Genomic DNA, 17,548 nt, shown 5'->3' on the forward strand with positions numbered 1-17,548 from the left:
GCTCTTTTCCTTATCGGCTGCTGGTGGTGGTGTGGCCGAGACCGGCCAGTTCGGGGATGCCGGTGTAGCGCTCGGCGGTCCAGGTGTCGGAGTAGACGGTGTCGATGTACTTGTCGCCCATGTCCGGGGAGATGACGGCCACCCGGGACCCGTCGGCCAATGTGTGCCCGAGCTGCCGCACGGCGGCGAGCACGGTTCCGGTGGAGCCGCCCACCAGCAGGCCGTAGGTCTCGGCGACCCGCCGGCACATCGCCACCGTGTCGGGCTCCTCGATGAGGGTCTTCTCGAAGCCGCCGCCGTCGGTGAACAGCTCGGGCCGCCGGCTGGTGCCGAGGCCCGGGATGAAGCGGGGCGCGGCGGGGCCGCCGAAGGTCACCGAGCCCACGGTGTCCACGGCGATGACCCGGGTGTCCGGGCTGTGCTCGGCGAAGTACTCGACACAGCCCATCAGCGTGCCCGTGGTGCCGGCCCCGATGAACAGCGCGTCCACGGTGCCCAGCCCCTTGTGGACGGACGCGGCGGTCCGGTCGCGGTGGGCCCGTACCCCGGCGGGGTTGGCGTACTGGTTGAGCCAGACCAGCGTCGGGTCCTCGGCGAGACGCCGGTGGATGTAGTTGATCCTGGTGTTCAGGAAACCGCCCTGCGCGTCCCGGGTCGTCACCTCGACCACCTCGGTGCGCAGGCTCCGCATGACGCGCAGCGAGTGGCGGGAGGCGTTCGGGTCCGTCACCACCGTCAGCGGATAGCCCTTCGCCGCGCACACCACCGACAGGGCGACGCCGAGGTTGCCGGACGAGGACTCGATGACGTGGGAGCCGGTGTGCAGCGCCCCTTCCCGTTCCAGCGACTCGACGAGGGCGACGGCCGTCTTGAGCTTGACGGAGCCGGCGGGGTTGAGTCCCTCCAGTTTCAGGAACACCTCGGCGGTGGGGAGGAAGCCGGGCAGCCGGAGGAACACGTCGTCGAGGACGACGTCGGAGGCTCTTTCGAAGATCATTTCGATGGTCCTTCCGCGGTACCCGCCAGGTGGCTCTCGACGGCGGCCGCGATCTCGCCGAGCGGCCCGGGAGCGGTCATCTCCAGGTGCCGGCAGTCGACGACGTGCTCCTCGACCGTGCCGGTCACGTACGGCTTCCACAGCTCGGCCAGTGACGACGACTCCGGCGCGTCGAGCCCCGCGGCGAAGAACAGCACGTCCCCGTCGTAGGGCTCCGCGGGCGGCTCCAGACCGATGCCGGCCTCGTTGCGGAAGGTGTCGTACACCGCCCGGAGCGTGTCCTCCTCCAGACCGGCGAGCGGGGAGCCCGCCTCGGCGAGCGCCCCGGCGCCCGCCGTGCCGCCGTCGGCGAGGGCCGCCCGCAGCCCGCCGAGGGTCGGCGGGCCGTCCCCCAGCGCCTCGCGGCCGAGGCCCGCCTCGTGCAGCAGGTGGGAGACGAACTCCTCCTCGCCGGGCACCCGGGAGTCCGGGGCGGACGGCTCGGAGTCCAGGATCGCCAGCAGCGCCACCTCGTGGCCGAGCCGCCGCAGCCGCACCGCCACCTCGTGGGCGATGCGCCCGCCCCACGACCAGCCGAGCAGGTGGAAGGGGCCCTCCGGCCGCACCGAAAGGATCCGCGCCACGTAGTCCTCGGCCATCTCCCCGGTCGTGGCGGGCGCCAGATCGGGCCGGGTCAGTGCTCTGGCCTGGAGGCCGTACACCGGCCGCCCGGGGTCCACCAGCCCCACCAGCCGGGCGTACGGCCAGGCCAGGCCGCTGGCCGGGTGGACACAGAACAGCGGGGGCTTCTCGCCGGCGCGGCGCAGCGGCAGCAGCACGCCCAGCCCCGCCGACCGGTCCTCGGTGCCCAGCCGGCCGGCCAGCGCCGCGACCGTCGGGGCCTCGAAGAGCAGCCGGACCGGCAGCCGGGTGCCCAGCTCCGCGCGCACCCGGGTCGCCACCCGGCCGGCCAGCAGCGAGTGGCCGCCGAGCTGGAAGAAGTCGTCGTCCACGCCGACGGACGGCACACCGAGCACCTCGGCGAAGATGCCGCAGAGGACCTTCTCCCGCTCCGTGGCGGGAGGACGCCCGGACCCGGCCGCCGGCAGCTCCGGCTCCGGCAGCCGCTTGCGGTCCACCTTCCCGTTGTCGCTCAGCGGCAGGACGCCCATGGGGACCAGCACCGAGGGCACCATGGCCGGGGTGAGGACGCCCGTCAGCCGCGCCGACACGTCGTCCGCCAGGGCCTGCCCGGTGTAGTAGCCCACCAGCCTGTTGTGCCCGGCGGGATCCACGCGGACGACCACCACGGCGTCCCGGACCCCGTCCAGGGCGCGCAGGGCGGACTCCACCTCCGCGAGCTCGATGCGCTGGCCGCGGATCTTGACCTGGTGGTCGTTGCGGCCGAGGAACTCCAGCTGCCCGTCCGGCCGGTACCGCGCCTGGTCCCCGGTCCGGTACAGCCGCGCCCCCGGAACCCCGGAGAACGGGTCCGGCAGGAACGCGTCCGCCGTCTTCGCGGGGTCCCCGAGATAGCCGTAGCCCACTCCGGTGCCGCCCACGTACAACTCGCCGACGGCGCCCAGCGGGACCGGCCGCAGCGCCTCGTCGAGCACGTACAGCCGCGTGTTGCGGATGACGCGCCCGATCGGCACGCGCTGACCGGACCCCGGCGCGTTCTCCGGGGTCAGCCACGCGTGCGTGACGTCGTCCGAACACTCCGTCGGACCATAGGCGTTGACCAGGGGGATGCCGGGGAAGCGGGCGAACCAGCGGGCGCACAGGTCGGGCGCCAGCGCCTCGCCGGTGACCATCAGCCAGCGCAGGTGGGGCAGTTCGGGCGCGTCCCCGGTGACGTCCCAGCCGTCCAGGGCGGTGCGCAGCAGCGAGGGCACCACCTCGACGCCGGTGAGCCGTTCGGCGGCGACCATGCCGAACAGCAGGTCCGGGTCGGCCGCCAGGTCGTCACCGGCGATCCGGGTGCGCCCGCCGGTCACGAAGGCGGCCAGCATCTGCCACACCGAGATGTCGAAGCTCAGCGGGGCGTTCTGCAGGACGCTGTCGGCCTCGGTGAGGTCCAGGTCCTCCACCTTGGCCAGCAGGTGGTTGACCATGCCCCGGCGGTGCACCATCGCGCCCTTGGGGCGGCCGGTGGTCCCGGAGGTGAACAGGACGTACGCGAGGTCGTCCGGCTCCCCGACGGGCGCGGCCAGGGAGTCCAGGGGGTCGCACTCCTCGCCGAGCACCAGCACCGTGCCCACGCCCGCCGCGGCGGCGAGCTCCCCGGCCCGTTCCGCGTGGGCGGCGTCGGCGAGCACCACGCGGGCGCCGCTGCGCGCCAGCATGTCGGCGTTGCGGGCGACGGGCCCCGAGGGGTCCAGCGGGAGGTAGGCGGCCCCCGCGCCGAGGATGCCGAGCAGCGCGACGGGCACGGCCACCGAACGGGCCGCGCACACGGCCACCACGGTGCCCGGCCCGCCCCCGGCGGCGGTCAGCCGCCGCGAGAGGGCGGACGCCCGGCCCGCCAGGGCGGCGTAGTCGAGCTCGTCGCGGCCGTCGCCGAGCGCGGCCGCCCGGGGGCGTTCGGCGGCGATCCGCTGGACGTGGGCCACCAGGTCGCCGAGGTCCGTCTCGCGGTCGCTGCGGTTGAACTCCGTGAGCAGCAGCTCGCGTTCCGCGTCACCGAGGACGTCGAGCCGGCTCACCGGCAGCGACGGGTCCGCCGCGACCTGCCGCAGGATCCCCAGCAGGCGCTCGACGAGGGCGCGCGCGGTCGACGGGTCGAACAGCTCCGTGCTGTAGTCCAGCCTGCCGGACACCCCGGCGGGGCCGGACGCGTCCGTCCGGGCGTTGAGCTCGAAGGACAGGTCGAACGGGACGGCGGCGGCGCCGACCGGCAGCACGGTCGCGGTCAGCCCCGGGAAGCCGAGTTCCTCCGCGACGTTCTCCTGGACGCCCAGCTCGACCTGGAACAGCGGGTTGCGGCCGGGCACGCGGGGCGGGTTGAGCACCTCCACCAGGCGCTCGAACGGCACGTCCTGGTGCGCGTACGCCGCGAGGTCGGTCTGACGCACCCGCTCCAGCAGTTCGGCGAAGGACGGGTCGCCCGACACGTCGGCGCGCAGCACCAGCGAGTTCACGAAGAACCCGACCAGGTCGTCCAGCGCCTCGTCGGCGCGCCCGGCGACCGGGGCCCCGATCGGCACGTCGGATCCCGCGCCGAGCCGGTACAGCAGGGCGGACAGGGCGGCCTGGACCACCATGAAGAGGCTGGCCCGCCGCTCGGCGGCCAGGCCGCCGAGCGCGGCGTGCAGGGCTGCGTCCACCGTGAACAGCTCGACGCCGCCCCGGTTCGCGCCGGCCGCCGGGCGCGGCCGGTCCGTCGGCAGGGTCAGCTCCTCGGGCAGGCCGGCCAGGGCGGACCTCCAGTGGTCCACCTGCTGGGCCATCAGGCTGCCGGGGGTCTCCTCGGAGCCGGTCGTCTCCAGCTGCCAGGCGGCGTAGTCGGCGTACTGCACGGGCAGCGGCTCCCAGCCGGGCGCCGTGCCGTCCAGGCGTGCCGCGTAGGCCCGGGAGAGGTCGCGGCCGAGCGGGCCCATCGACCAGCCGTCCGAGGCGATGTGGTGCACCACGAGCAGCAGCACGTGGGCGCGGTCGCCGAGCGCGAACAGCGTGGCGCGCAGCGGCGGTTCGGTCCGCAGGTCGAAGGGACGGGAGGTCTCGGCGAGCAGCGCGTCGGCCAGCGTGTCCTCGGTGGTCTCGCGCACCGCCGGGACGGGCGCCGCCTGCCCGGTGGGCAGTACGTGCTGGTAGGGCTCGCCGTCGCGCTCCGGGTAGACCGTGCGCAGCACCTCGTGGCGGTCCACGACGTCGGCGAGGGCGTGGGTGAGGGCGTCGCGGTCCAGCTCCCCCTCCAGCCGGACGGCCAGCGGGATCTTGTAGGGCGAGTGCTCGGGGTCCATCGTGTCGAGGAACCACAGCCGGCGCTGCCCGGAGGAGGCGGGCGCGGACGCGCCGCGCGGCCGGGGCCGCAGGGCGGGGCGGGCCGCCGGGGCGCCGCCCAGCCGGCCGGCGAGGCCGGCGACGGTGGTCGCCTCGAAGACCGTGCGGACGGGGAGTTCGACGTCCAGCACGGCGCGGACCCGGGCGGCCAGGCGCATGGCCAGCAGCGAGTTGCCGCCGAGGTCGAAGAAGCTGTCGTCGATGCCGACGCGTCCGCCGCCGAGCGTCTCGGCGAAGAGCCCGCAGAGGGTCTCCTCCAGCTCGTTCCTCGGCGCCCGGCTCGCCGCGCCCCCGGTCAGCTCGGGCTCCGGCAGGGCCGCGCGGTCCAGCTTCCCGTTCGGCGTCAGCGGGAGCTCGTCCAGCACGACGACGGCGACCGGGACCATGTAGTCCGGCAGCCGTTCCGCCGCGTGGCGGCGCAGCTCCGCCGGGAGCCCGCCGGCGTCGCCGTCGCCGTCCGCCGCCGGTACCGCGTAGCCGACCAGCCGCTTGCCCCCGCTCCCGCCGTCCCGGGCCACGACGACGGCCTGGGCCACGGCGGGGTGCTGCTGGAGCACCGCCTCGATCTCGCCGAGCTCCACCCGGAAGCCGCGGATCTTCACCTGTTCGTCGGCGCGGCCGATGTACTCGAGCTCGCCGTTCGGCAACAGGCGGGCCAGGTCGCCGGTGCGGTACATCCGCTCGCCCGTGCCGAACGGGCAGGGAATGAACCGTTCGGCGGTCAGCCCCGGCCGGTCGAGGTAGCCCCGGGCCACGCCGGCGCCCGCGATGTACAGCTCGCCGACGACGCCCACCGGGACGGGGGAGAGGTCCGCGTCCAGCACGTAGGCCCGGCCGTTCCACACCGGCCGGCCGATGTTCTGCCCGCTGGTGCCGCGCAGCCGCTGCGGGCTGGTCGCGTCGGCGGTGCACTCGGTCGGCCCGTAGCAGTTGTACATCTCCATGTCGGGCAGCGCGCCGACCTCGGCCAGCAGCCCCTCGCCGATCGCCTCGCCGCCCATGACGAGCACCGCCGGCCGGCGGCCCGTCAGCAGCCCTGCGAGCACCAGTTGCTCCGCGAAGGAGGGGGTGACGTCCACGACGTCGATGCGGTTCTCGTCGATGAAGCGGACGAACGCGGCGGGGTCGTAGCGGCACACCTCGTCGACGAGGTGGAGTTCGTGCCCGTCCAGCATCCACAGCATGCCGGCCACCGACGCGTCGAAGGAGATCGACGAGGCCAGTGCCATCCGCAGCCGCTCGGCGCCGGCCCGTTCGGCGGCCGGCCGGAAGTACTCGGCGCGGTGGTTGTGGAAGAGGTTGACGGCGTTGCGGTGCTCGACCACCACGCCCTTGGGGACGCCGGTGGAACCGGAGGTGTAGATGACGTAGGCCGCGTTGGCGGGGTCCAGCGGGGCGGCCCGCTCGGCGTCGGTGAGGTCGGCGCCGGACCGTCCGGCCGCCGCGGCGGCGACCTGCGGGTCGTCCAGGAGGAGCAGCCCGGTGCCCTCGGGCAGGGACGCGGCGTGCTCCTCGGCGGTGACGACCAGCACGGGCGCGGCGTCGGTCACCAGGTGGGCGATCCGGGAGGCGGGGTAGTCCGGGTCGATGGGCACGTACGCCGCGCCGGTCTTCTGGATCGCCAGGACGGCGGCCATCATCTCGGGGGAGTGGCGCAGCGAGAGGCCGACCAGCCGCTCGGGGCCCGCGCCCCGGGCGATGAGCACCCGGGCCAGCCGGTTCGCCCGCGCGTTGAGTTCCGCGAAGGTCAGCGCCGTGCCGGCGAAGACGGTGGCCACGGCGTCCGGTGTGCGGGCCGCCTGTGCCTCGAAGAGCTCCGGCAGCGTGACGGCGGGCACCGGGTGCGCGGTGTCGTTCCACTCCACCAGGACGCGGTGGCGTTCGGCCTCGCCCAGCAGGTCGACCGAGGACAGCGGCCGGTCCGGGTCGTCCGCGAACGCGGCGAGCAGCCGTACCAGCCAGTCCAGGACGCGGCCGGCGGTGTCCCCGTCGAGCGCGTCGCCGTGGTGCTCCAGCCGGAGCCGCAGGTCGGGGCCGGGGAGCACGGTCAGGCTGAGCGGGTAGTGGGTGGCGTCGATGTCGTACGCGTCGACGATCCGGGGTCCCCGGCCGGTCTCGTCCGGGGCCCGGTCGGGGTAGTTCTGGAACACCATCAGGGTGTCGAACAGGGGGCCCGGGCCGACGAGTTGCTGGATCTCGGTCAGTGCGAGGTTGTGGTGGGGCAGCAGGTCGGCCTGCTCGTCCTGGAGGCCGCGGAGCAGCTCGGACAGCGGGGCGGAGCCGGTGACCCGCAGCCGGGCCGGGAGGGTGTTGATCAGCAGGCCGACGATCCGGTCGACGCCCTCGACCTCCTCGGGGCGGCTGGAGACGGTGACGCCGAACACCACGTCGTCCCGGCCGGTGAGGCGGGAGAGCACCGTGCCCCACGCGCCCTGGACGACGGTGTTCAGGGTGAGCCGGGCGCCGCGCGCGCGGGCGGTCAGCGCCGCCGTCACGTCCTCGCCCAGGCCCTTCTCCAGGGTGACGGGCGGGGTGGTGCGCCGGCCGGTGTCCCCGGGGGCGACCAGGGTGGGTCCCTCCACGCCCGCCAGGGCCCGCCGCCAGGCGTCCCGCGCCACGTCGCGGTCCTGGGCGGCCAGCCAGCGCAGATAGTTCTCGTACGGCACGACCGGGGGCAGGCCCGCGGCGTCCCCCCGCTGCCGGTACAGGGCGAGCAGCTCGTCCAGCAGCGGAGGGACGGACCAGCCGTCCAGCAGGATGTGGTGGTGGGTCATCACCAGGCGCCAGCGCGTGGCGGTGCGCCGGATCAGCGTGAACCGCAGCAGGGGCGGCCTGGCCAGGTCGAAGGGGACCGCCTGGTCCTCGGCCATCAGACGGGCGAGTTCGCTCTCGCGCGCGTCCTCCGGCAGCCCGGACAGGTCGAACTCCCGCAGCGGCACGTCCACCGAGGGCGGGACGATCTGCACCGGGGTGCCCTGCTTCTTGGCCATGCGGAAGCACGCGCGCAGGTTGGCGTGACGCTCCGTCAGGGCGCGGACGGCGGCTTCCAGGGCCGGCGCCTCGACGTGTCCTTCGAGCTCGACGACCAGCTGCGGCATGTAGACGCCGGCGGCCTGGTCGTCGAACTGGGAGAGGAACAGCATCCCTTCCTGGAGCGGGGCCAGCGGCAGGATGGCCGGCTTCCGGCTGTCAGAACTCATCTGTCCATTCCCCCGTGAGATCGTCGATGTCGTCCTGGCTCAGCTCCAGCAGCGGCGTCTCCACGGCCGCGGCGGCTTCGCCCGTCCCGCCGGCCGGCGCCGGTTCGAGGAGCCCGGCCAGCGCCTCGGCCCGCTGGTGGGTGAACACGTCCTTGGGCGAGAGCACCCAGCCCGCCTCCCGCGCCCTGGCCGCGAGGCGGATGGCCAGCACGCTGTCGCCGCCCAGGTCGAAGAACGCGTCGTCGGGGCCGACCCGGTCGAGCTTGAGCACCTCGGCGAACAGGCCGCAGAGCAGTTCCTCGCGGGGAGTGCGCGGGGCCCGCGCGGAGACCGTGCCGGACAGGTCCGGCGCGGGCAGGGCGGCGCGGTCCAGCTTTCCGTTGCGGCTGAGCGGGAACGCGTCGAGGACGACGACCGCGCTGGGCACCAGGTGGCCGGGCAGCAGCCCGGACAGGTGGCGGCGCAGCCCGGCGGGGTCCGGCGCGGCCCCGGGCGCGGGGACGACGTACGCGACCAGGCGCTTGTCGCCCGGCCGGTCCTCGCGGGCGACGGCCACGCTGTCGGCGACCTCGGGGTGTGCGCCCAGCGCGGCCTCGACCTCGCCGGGCTCGATACGGAAACCGCGGATCTTCACCTGCTCGTCGATCCGGCCCCGGAACTCCAGGTTCCCGTCCGGGCGCCACACGGCGAGGTCGCCCGTGCGGTACATCCGCTCGCCGGGCGCCCCGAAGGGGCACGGCACGAACCTCTCGGCGGTCGGGCCGGGCTGCCCCAGATAGCCCCGGGCGAGCCCGGCGCCCGCGATGAACAGCTCGCCCTCCCGGCCGACCGGCACCGGCCGCAGGTCGTCGTCGAGCACGTACACCCGGGTGTTCACCACGGGCCGGCCGATCGGCGGCACCGGGGTGCCGGGGGTGACCTCCGTCGCCACCGCGTCCACGGTGGCCTCGGTGGGTCCGTAGGCGTTGAACATCCGCCGGCCCGGGGCCCATTGGTCGACGAGCTTGCCGGAGCACACGTCACCGGCCGTGGCGATGGTCCGCAGCGTCGGGTACGCGGCGGGCGGCAGGGCGGCGAGGACCTGCGGCGGGATGGTCACATGGGTGGCGCCGGCCCGGTCGATCAGCGCGCCCAGCTCGTCCCCGGACAGACAGTCCCCCGGGCGGATGACGAGGGCCGAGCCCGAGGCCAGCGCCATCAGCATGTCGCCGACGGAGCAGTCGAAGCTGAACGAGGCGAACTGCAGCACACCGTCGCCCTCGGTGATCCCGAAGCGCTCGATGTGGTCGGCCGCCAGGCTGGCCAGACCGGCGTGGGTCACCACGACGCCCTTGGGCTTGCCGGTCGAGCCGGAGGTGTGGATGACGTACGCCGCGTGGTCCGGGTCGAGCGGGGCGAGCCGCTCGGCGTCGGTCAGGTCGTGGCCGGGCCGGCCGGCGACCTGCGCGGCGACGTCCGGGGCGTCGAGGACGACGCGCCCGGTGCCCTCCGGCAGCCCGGCCGCCACGGCCCCGGTGGTCAGCACGAGCAGCGGCGCCGCGGACGAGAGCAGCGCGGCGACGCGGGCCGGCGGGTACTCCGGGTCGACGGGGACCCAGGCGGCACCGGCCTTCGACACCGCGAGGATCGCGACGAGCGTCTCGGCGGAGCGGGGCGTCGCCACGGCCACCAGGTGCTCCGGCCCGGCGCCCCGGTCCACCAGGACCCGCGCCAGCCGGTTGGCACGCTCGTTGAGCTCCCGGTAGGTCAGCTCGGTGCGGTCGTGGACGACGGCCGTACGGTCGGGGACGCGCCGGGCCTGCGTCTCGAACAGCTTGGGGAGGGTCTTTCTCAGTCCTTCCCGGGCGGTGTCGTTCCACTCCGCCGGGGCGGTCGCCGGCTCGGTGCCGGGCAGCGTGTTCACGTGTGCGATTCCCCCGCTTCGAAGTGTTCACCCCGGCGCTCGGCGCCGGCTCTCAGCGCGCGCCGGCGCACCATTCCAGGACGGCCATCGCCGCGTACATCTTGTTCTCGGACTGGTCGAAGGCCAGGCTCTTCGGGCCGTCCAGGACCTCGGCGGTGACGTCCTCGCCGCGGTGGGCGGGCAGATCGTGCAGGAAGACGGCGTCGGGGCTGCCGTCCCACAGCGCGGTGGTCACCTGGAACGGCGCGAAGACCTCGCGCCAGCCCGGGTCCGGCTTGCTGGTGCCCGTCGTCTGCCACCGGGTCGTGTAGATCGCGTCGAAGCCCGCCGGCGCGGGCTCCATCGAGTGGAGCTCGGTCACCCGCGCCCCGCTGGCCTCCGCGTTGACCAGCGCCTGCCGCAGCGTCGCCGGGTCCAGGCCGTAGCCGGGCGGCGTCCGCAGCTCCAGGCGGACCCCCTTGAACCGGCTCAGCGTCAGCGCCAGGGCGGCCGCGGTGTTGTTGCCCTCGCCCACGTAACAGATCCGCAGGCCCTCGATGGCGCCGAAGCGGCACATCAGGGTGGTCAGGTCGGCGATCGCCTGCGTCGGGTGCTCGTCGGCGGTCATCGCGTTGATCACGGCCATCCGCGACTGGCCGGCGAACGCCCGCAGGTCCGCCGGGTCGCCCGCGCTGCGCACCACGAGCAGGTCCAGCATCCGGGAGAGCACCTCGGCGGTGTCCTCCAGCGTCTCCCCGCTGTTGGTCTGGAGGTCGTCGGGGCCGTAGGAGATGAGCTTCGCGCCGAGCCGGAGGGCCGCGGCGGAGAAGGACGTACGGGTCCGGGTCGAGGTCTTCAGGAAGAGGACCCCGGCGACCAGCCCGGCCAGCTGGTCCCCCGAACGGACGGAGCCACGGGAGAACTCGGCGCCCCTCTCGACGAGGGCGCGCAGATCGGCGTCGGACAGGTCCCTCGTCGAGATCAGGTGACGCACGGCAGCGCTGTTCACAATGTCCTTTCACGACGGGCGCCGGACGGCGGTCCCGTCACTCGTGTCGCTGTCGAATCCCCGGCCGCGCGCCGGTCGGGCACCGGGCCGCGCGGCACGGAATCAGGACGTGGGAGCCGTGGCGCGGCGGCGCAGACTCGCTGGCCGCATGTCGGTCCACACGGAGTCGATGTGGGCCAGACACTCCCGCTTGACGCCCTCGAAGCCCTCGGCGCGCCAGCCCGCCGGAAGTTCACCGTCCGCGGGCCAGACGGAGTACTGCTCCTCGTCGTTGATCACTACGCGAAAACGCCGGTCGTCTGTCATGGGCTCCCCCGAGCGTGGTGCAGGCGGGTCCGGAGCGGGACCCGCTGGATGTCCGGCCGAGCAAGGGTCCGGCGAACTCCGGTCAGGAATCGGCCCCGCTGCCGCGAGCGCCAGGTTGCCACGGTGTTACACGGCCCCGGTATGGCATGGGTCACATTATCGGGGGTGCCGGTGTGCGCGGGTGGTCCGCGGTGGCCGGAAGTAACCGCCTCCGACCTGCGGTTTGGCGTGGTGGTGATGCCCTAGCACTCAACTACGCTGCGGAAAGGGGGAGTCCGGATAATGGCTGGATCGAGAGGTGCGGAATTCCTGGTTCAATTTGTTCGACTGCAGTGCCCGAGCTGTTCAACTTCCGTCCGTCACTGGCCGGAAAGGGCAGGTCCAGCCCGGTTCCGCCGTTCGTCCCGAGTACTGCCGGGCCTCCGACGACAGGCCGAATTCGTCCAGGTTCGGATTGATCGACTGCTGGAGGCGCATCTCGCGTTCGCGAATGCGACGCTGAAGGCCGCTGTATACACCGCTCTGCTTCAAACGCTCGAACTGATGGTGGGAGTTGAACGCCAGGGCGGTGAGGGGGGAGCGGCGGCTGATCCGCGAGGCGCCGTCGTGGAGGCCGACGACGAAGAACGGGTGCCCGGCCGCGCTGAACGCGAAGCGCGGGGACTCCGGGTCGGGATCCGCCTCCGGGGCCCAGGCGTACCGCTGCCGGTCGACCTCGTGGAGATCCGAGAGCTGCTGCCACAGGGCGGCCTCGAACCTCTCCTCGGAGAGCCCGGCCGGGCCGTCGAAGACGGCGATGAAGGTGGCGAAGTTCTCGTCCGGGCCGAGCTGTTCGGAGACGTACTCCTCGAGCTCCCGGTGGAGGGCGGCGGTCGTCTCCGGCGCGCCGAGCGGGCCCAGCGCCGCATAAGTGATCAAGTCCCTGCGCAGGGCCGCCTTTCCCGCCAGGCAGCTGAATCGGTCGCTCCGCAGCCAGTCGCCGATCCGGGAACGAATCTCGTCCTCTCGTTGACCGAGGTGCTCGGACACGTCAATCTCCCCCCTGTGGCCATGACGGTGCATGCGGCCATGGTGTTCGCGTCCGGCCGTGCGCCATGTCGCGCGCATTCCTCGGGACTTGTCGCGACAAGATCGGTCGAGTGAACAAACGCCGGCAAGTGGTGTATATGTGACGGCTATGTGGCGACGGTCCGGAGGAAGACGGTCCGGTATCCACTCAACTTCCCCTCGGAGGAGATCGCATGAGGCTCCATGTCTCGCCGGAGGCCCGCGCCCTGGGCCTGCACCACTCCCGCGCCTGGTGGCTCACCGCCGACGCCCCGCTGCTCGGGGGCGACGGCCTGACCGCCGAGCGGGTGGCCGCCGCCTACGACGCCGAGGCCCCCCTGCCGGAGGGGTACCGCAAACTCCTCGCGGGCCTCGGCCACCCCGAAGTGGTCCCGGCCGGCGAGCGCCTGCGGACGCTGGTGTCGACGCGCGGCTGGCGCTCCCACGGGGCGGTCGTCGACGCGGTGAGCGTGGCGACGCTCCGGCACGGCGCCGGTATCGGCCTCCACCGGCTGCTGCCGGAGGACGACGGCCGCGACCTCGTCGTCGCCCGCGCCGCCGGCGGCGAACGGATCGTGCCGGCCTTCTCCTCCCGCTCCCGGCCGGTTCCGGCCGGGGACCTGGTCTACGGGGTGCCGGGCCCCGACGGGGGCCTGGAGCCGTTCGCCTGGCTGGGCCGCCGCGACTGCGACTCCGCGGAACGCCAGGTCGGCGCGGACGACCGCAAGGCCCTGCTGGTCGTCCTCGGCTGCCCCGGCGAGGACGCGGGCCACACCGAGGAGATCGGCGCGACCGTCGCCGGGGTGCTGGCCTCGGTGCGCCCCGACATCACCCTCACGCCGCTGCCGCTCGCGGGCGGGCGAGCGGGCGACTGAGCGGGCTTTCGGCCCGGATCGCGCCTTGTGCGCGTCCGTGGCCTGCGCCTATCTTTCTTTCCGTCATACAGGGCCGCACAGAGGCCGGCCGATCAGCCTTGCGACTCCGACCGGGTGTGGGTCGGGGAGAGCCGCCGAAGACGTCGGCGGAGGGTGACGGGCGGGGTCGACGAGCGATCCCCCTTCCCGGCCGCCGGCCGTGCGCGTCGTGAGTCCCGCCGGCGTCACCCGGTAGCGGGCCGCGTCCCGCCGGGCCGTGCCCGCGTCCGTCCCCGAGCCCCCGGACGAACCGCCGTGCGCGCGCACGGACGAGGAGCCACCGAGCGCCCGCCCGCCTGGTCTGAAGGAGCAACGTGTTAAAGGACCTGATCCCGCCCCCCGGCCCGCCTCGCGGCCTGGCCCTCGCCCAGCTGGTGTGCCGCATGGGGGACGGGGCCTACAACATCTGCGCGGCGCTGTTCTTCACCCGCATCGTCGGGCTGTCCCCGTTCCAGATGAGCCTCGGCCTGACCATCGGCTGGTCGGCGGCGCTCGTCCTGAGCGTGCCGCTGGGACATCTGGCCGACCGCGCGGGCCCCCGGGGCACGGCGGTGGTGCTGTTCGTGTGCGCGGCCCTCTCCGTCGCGTCCTTCACCTTCATCAGCTCCTTCGTGCCCTTCGTCCTCGCCTCCTGCGCCTACGCGGTGAGCCAGCGCGGCGGTTCGGCGGCCGAACAGGCGCTGCTCGCCGGCCTGGTGCCGAAGGACCAGGTCACCCGGGTCCGCGCGTACGTCCAGTCCAGCTTCAACGCGGGCATGACGATCGGGGCCGGCCTCGGCGGCCTCGTCCTGCTCTTCGACCGGCGCGGGGCGTACTACGCCGCGTTCGTCCTGAACGCCATCGCCTTCCTGGTCGCCGCGTTCATCCTCAGCCGGCTGCCCGCCGTGGCCCCCGTCCCGGCGGCCCCCGCCGCCGCGAAGGGCGAGAGGGGCGAGAAGAGTGGCACGTCGGTCTTCCGGGACGGCCCGTACGTCCTCGTCAGCGTGCTGAACACCGTCCTGCTGCTGTACGTCCCCCTGGTCAGCGTCGCCCTGCCGCTGTGGATCAGCGAGCACACCTCGGCGCCGGTGTCCCTGCTGTCCGTGATGCTGATGCTCAACACCGTGGTGGTGGCCCTCTTCCAGGTGCGGGTCTCGGACGGGGTCAAGGACCTCGCCTCCGCCGCCCGTTACCTCCTGCTCGGCAGCCTCCTGCTGGCCGCGGCGTTCTTCGCGTTCGCGTTCTCCGCCGCCGGGGACTCCGCCTGGACGGCGGGCCTGCTGCTCATCGTCGCCGCCGCGCTGATGGTCGTCGGCGAGATGATGCAGGCCGCCGGGGAATGGGAGGTCAGCTTCGGCCTCGCCCCCAAGGGCAAGACCGGTCAGTACCAGGCGTTCTTCGGCAACGGCATGACGGTCGCCGAGATGCTCGGCCCGCTGGCGCTGACGGGCCTGATCGTCTACTGGGGCGCCCCCGGCTGGATCCTGCTGGGCGTGCTGTTCGTCGTGACGTCGGCCGCGATGGGCCCCGTGATCCGCTGGGGCGGCCGGCGGCGAGCCGAACTGGAGCTGCGGGAAAAGGGTTCCGAGCCCGTCGCCGCGGACCGGGGCGAGGCGGTCGACGGCCTCGTGTAGCACCGCCGGACGCGGACAGGGCCCCCGCCCCGCAGCCGATGGCTGCCGGGCGGGGGCCCTTCTCTACGTGTCTCTACGTGTCTCTACGTGACTCTATGCGTGAGTGACGTGCGTGAAGTCGTCAGGAGCAGCTTCCGCCGCACTGGCACGAACCGCCGTTCTGGCAGCCGCACGAGCACCCAGGACCACACTGACAGCCGCTCATTCGGTCTCCTCCCTCGAAGGGGTGTCTGCCTCCCACCCAGTCAAGGACCACCCGAGGCGAGCGTCAATGCTCACAACGTACGCATGTGCGGGATTGGTGGGGGCGTAAAGGCGCACGGCAGGGGCGCTGGGGAGCGTAGGAGGTCAGTCCGCCTCGACCGCGCCCTGGGTGCCGCCGCTCTGGACGATCTCGTCCGCGTGCTCGCCGGTCACCAGGTAGACCACGCGCTTGGCCACCGACACCGCGTGGTCGGCGAAGCGCTCGTAGTAGCGGCCCAGCAGGGTCACGTCGACGGCCGTCTCGATGCCGTGCCGCCAGCGGTCGTCCATCAGGTGCTGGAAGAGCGTGCGGTGCAGCAGGTCCATGGCGTCGTCGTCCTGCTCCAGCTGGAGCGCCAGGTCCACGTCCTTGGTGATGATCACCTCGGCCGCCTTGGCCATCAGCCGCTGGGCGAGCTGGCCCATCTCCAGGACCGTGGAGTGCAGATCGCGCGGCACCGCCGTCTCCGGGAAGCGCAGCCGGGCCAGCTTGGCCACGTGCTGGGCGAGGTCGCCGGAACGCTCCAGGTCGGCGCTCATGCGCAGCGAGGTGACGACGATCCGCAGGTCCGTGGCGACCGGCTGCTGCCGGGCCAGCAGGGCGATCGCCCGGGCCTCCAGGTCCCGCTGGAGGTCGTCGACCTTGGCGTCCGCCGCGATCACCGACTCCGCCAGCTTGAGGTCCGCGTCCAGGATCGCCGTGGTGGCGCGCCCGATCGCGGAGCCGACCAGCCGGGCCATCTCGACGAGGCCCTCGCCGATCGAATCCAGCTCCTCGTGGTACGCGTCCCGCATGTCCCGTCCTTCTCTCACCTTGGTAGCGCCGGGGCGGGCCCGGCGGCTTCCCGCCGGCCGCCATTCCGGCCGTGACCTCTACGTTCCGGCCGGAACGTAGACGGCAGGCGGCCTCCGGAATGAACCGGCGCTGGCCTCAAGGTGAACTCTTGGCAACGGGTGTTCGAGGTGCCCCCCATTTGGCTGTGGCTGTGTCGGCGCGCCCGCATAACCTTGACTCATGAACCTGGATGCGGCCGTCGCCGCAGCGGCAGCGATCGCCGGAGTGTGCACCGGCGTGATCGCCATGCTGGCGTTCCGCTGGAGCGAGCGCGACCAGGCTCGTCCCACCCGTAGCTCCCTGCACACCGACGCCGTGCTGCCGCCCGGCGTCGACACCGTCCTGTCCGTCCTGCGCTCCTCCGCCGTCGTCCTCGACGAGGCCGACGCCGTGGTCAAGGCCAGCTCCGCCGCCTACGCCCTCGGGCTGGTGCGCGGCGGGAAGCTCGCCGTCGAGCCCATGCTCCAGATGGCCCGCGACACCCGCCGGGACGGCGAGATACGCCAGGTCGAGCTCGACCTCCCCCGGCGCGGCACCGGGCGCGGCGAAGCGCTCGCAGTGTCGGCCAGAGTCGCGCCGCTCGGCTCCCGGCTCGTGCTGCTGCTGGTCGAGGACCTCACCGAGGCCCGCCGCATCGAGGCCGTCCGCCGCGACTTCGTCGCCAACGTCAGCCATGAGCTCAAGACGCCCGTCGGCGCGCTCTCCCTGCTCTCCGAGGCCGTCATGGACGCCTCCGACGACCCCGAGGCGGTCACCCGCTTCGCCGGCCGGATGCAGATAGAGGCCACCCGGCTGACCAACCTGGTCCAGGAGCTCATCGACCTCTCCCGGGTGCAGTACGACGACCCGCTGGAGGACTCCGAGCCCGTCCGGGTGGACGTGCTCGTCGCCGAGGCCGTGGACCGCTGCCGCCAGAGCGCCGCCAGCAAGCAGATCACCATGGCCACCGGAGGCACCGCCGAGCTCCACGTCTGGGGCAACCGGGGCCAGCTCGCCGCCGCCCTCGGCAATCTCGTGGAGAACGCGGTCAACTACAGCCCCGCCCGCACCCGCGTCGGCATCGCCGCCCGCCGGGTCGCCGCCCCCGGCGGCGACCTGATCGAGATCGCCGTCACCGACCAGGGCATCGGCATCTCCGAGAAGGACCGCGAGCGGGTCTTCGAGCGCTTCTACCGCGTCGACCCCGCCCGCTCCCGTGCCACCGGCGGCACGGGCCTCGGCCTGTCCATCGTCAAGCACGTGGCCGCCTCGCACGGTGGCGAGGTCACCGTCTGGAGCGCCGAGGGCCAGGGCTCCACGTTCACGCTGCGGCTGCCCGAGGCGGGCGCGGCCCGTGACCGCGACCGGGACGGCCGCTCGCGCATCGCCCACGAGTCCGGACCCGGGCCGGTCCGGGACGTCGGCGACACCCCAGACGAGCCCGTCGGCGCGACCCGCGCCGACGAGCACCTCCCCCTGCCGGGGGTCCGGCCGTGACCACCGGCACTCCCTTCTCTCCCCCCTCTCCGCACTTCTCAGAGA

The 17,548-nt window shown here is 73.6% G+C and carries 10 protein-coding genes; 3 read left to right on the plus strand and 7 right to left on the minus strand.

Translation table 11 applies throughout. The features are described from left to right. Positions 1-10: 10 nt before the first annotated feature. The 6 genes from sbnA to gntA all read right to left on the minus strand — a co-directional run bounded on the left by sbnA (position 11) and on the right by gntA (position 12,404). On the minus strand, positions 11-997 hold the full coding sequence (sbnA, locus tag ACFYZR_RS04000) for a 2,3-diaminopropionate biosynthesis protein SbnA (protein ID WP_391904653.1): 987 nt from the start codon (positions 995-997) through the stop codon (positions 11-13). Continuing rightward, complete coding sequence (locus ACFYZR_RS04005) at positions 994-8,178, minus strand: amino acid adenylation domain-containing protein (protein ID WP_391904656.1); 7,185 nt, start codon at positions 8,176-8,178, stop codon at positions 994-996. The genes sbnA and ACFYZR_RS04005 overlap by 4 nt, the downstream gene beginning before the upstream one ends. After that, entirely contained in the window at positions 8,168-10,081 is a 1,914-nt protein-coding gene (locus ACFYZR_RS04010; protein WP_391904659.1) for an amino acid adenylation domain-containing protein, read from the minus strand. Before ACFYZR_RS04010 ends, ACFYZR_RS04005 begins: the two co-directional genes overlap by 11 nt. A gap of 52 nt (positions 10,082-10,133) precedes the next feature. Then, entirely contained in the window at positions 10,134-11,069 is a 936-nt protein-coding gene (locus tag ACFYZR_RS04015) for an ornithine carbamoyltransferase (RefSeq protein ID WP_391904662.1), read from the minus strand. Positions 11,070-11,171: 102 nt separating this feature from the next. Then, positions 11,172-11,375 carry an MbtH family protein gene (locus ACFYZR_RS04020; protein ID WP_391904665.1) on the minus strand — a complete coding sequence of 68 codons (204 nt, stop codon included), beginning with the start codon at positions 11,373-11,375 and terminating at the stop codon, positions 11,172-11,174. Between the two features lie 345 nt (positions 11,376-11,720). Then, positions 11,721-12,404: a guanitoxin biosynthesis heme-dependent pre-guanitoxin N-hydroxylase GntA gene (gene gntA, locus ACFYZR_RS04025; protein ID WP_391904668.1), complete on the minus strand. Its 684-nt coding sequence runs from the start codon at positions 12,402-12,404 to the stop codon at positions 11,721-11,723. Positions 12,405-12,616: 212 nt separating this feature from the next. Here gntA and ACFYZR_RS04030 point away from each other — a divergent pair, with 212 nt between their 5' ends. Both ACFYZR_RS04030 and ACFYZR_RS04035 read left to right on the plus strand, forming a co-directional pair. After that, positions 12,617-13,297, plus strand: coding sequence for a hypothetical protein (locus ACFYZR_RS04030; RefSeq protein ID WP_391904671.1), 681 nt, complete (start codon positions 12,617-12,619; stop codon positions 13,295-13,297). A 353-nt stretch (positions 13,298-13,650) separates the two neighbouring features. Next, positions 13,651-14,949: an MFS transporter gene (locus ACFYZR_RS04035; protein ID WP_391904674.1), complete on the plus strand. Its 1,299-nt coding sequence runs from the start codon at positions 13,651-13,653 to the stop codon at positions 14,947-14,949. Between the two features lie 348 nt (positions 14,950-15,297). Here ACFYZR_RS04035 and phoU read toward each other — a convergent pair whose 3' ends face one another. Next, positions 15,298-15,987 carry a phosphate signaling complex protein PhoU gene (gene phoU / locus ACFYZR_RS04040; protein WP_391904677.1) on the minus strand — a complete coding sequence of 230 codons (690 nt, stop codon included), beginning with the start codon at positions 15,985-15,987 and terminating at the stop codon, positions 15,298-15,300. Positions 15,988-16,207: 220 nt separating this feature from the next. Between phoU and ACFYZR_RS04045 the strand changes: the two genes are divergently transcribed. After that, a complete protein-coding gene (locus ACFYZR_RS04045) occupies positions 16,208-17,503 on the plus strand; it encodes a sensor histidine kinase (RefSeq protein ID WP_391904679.1) in 1,296 nt (431 codons plus the stop codon). Positions 17,504-17,548 lie beyond the last annotated feature (45 nt).

This window comes from Streptomyces sp. NPDC001678 (assembly GCF_042892945.1).
GTDB lineage: Bacteria > Actinomycetota > Actinomycetes > Streptomycetales > Streptomycetaceae > Streptomyces.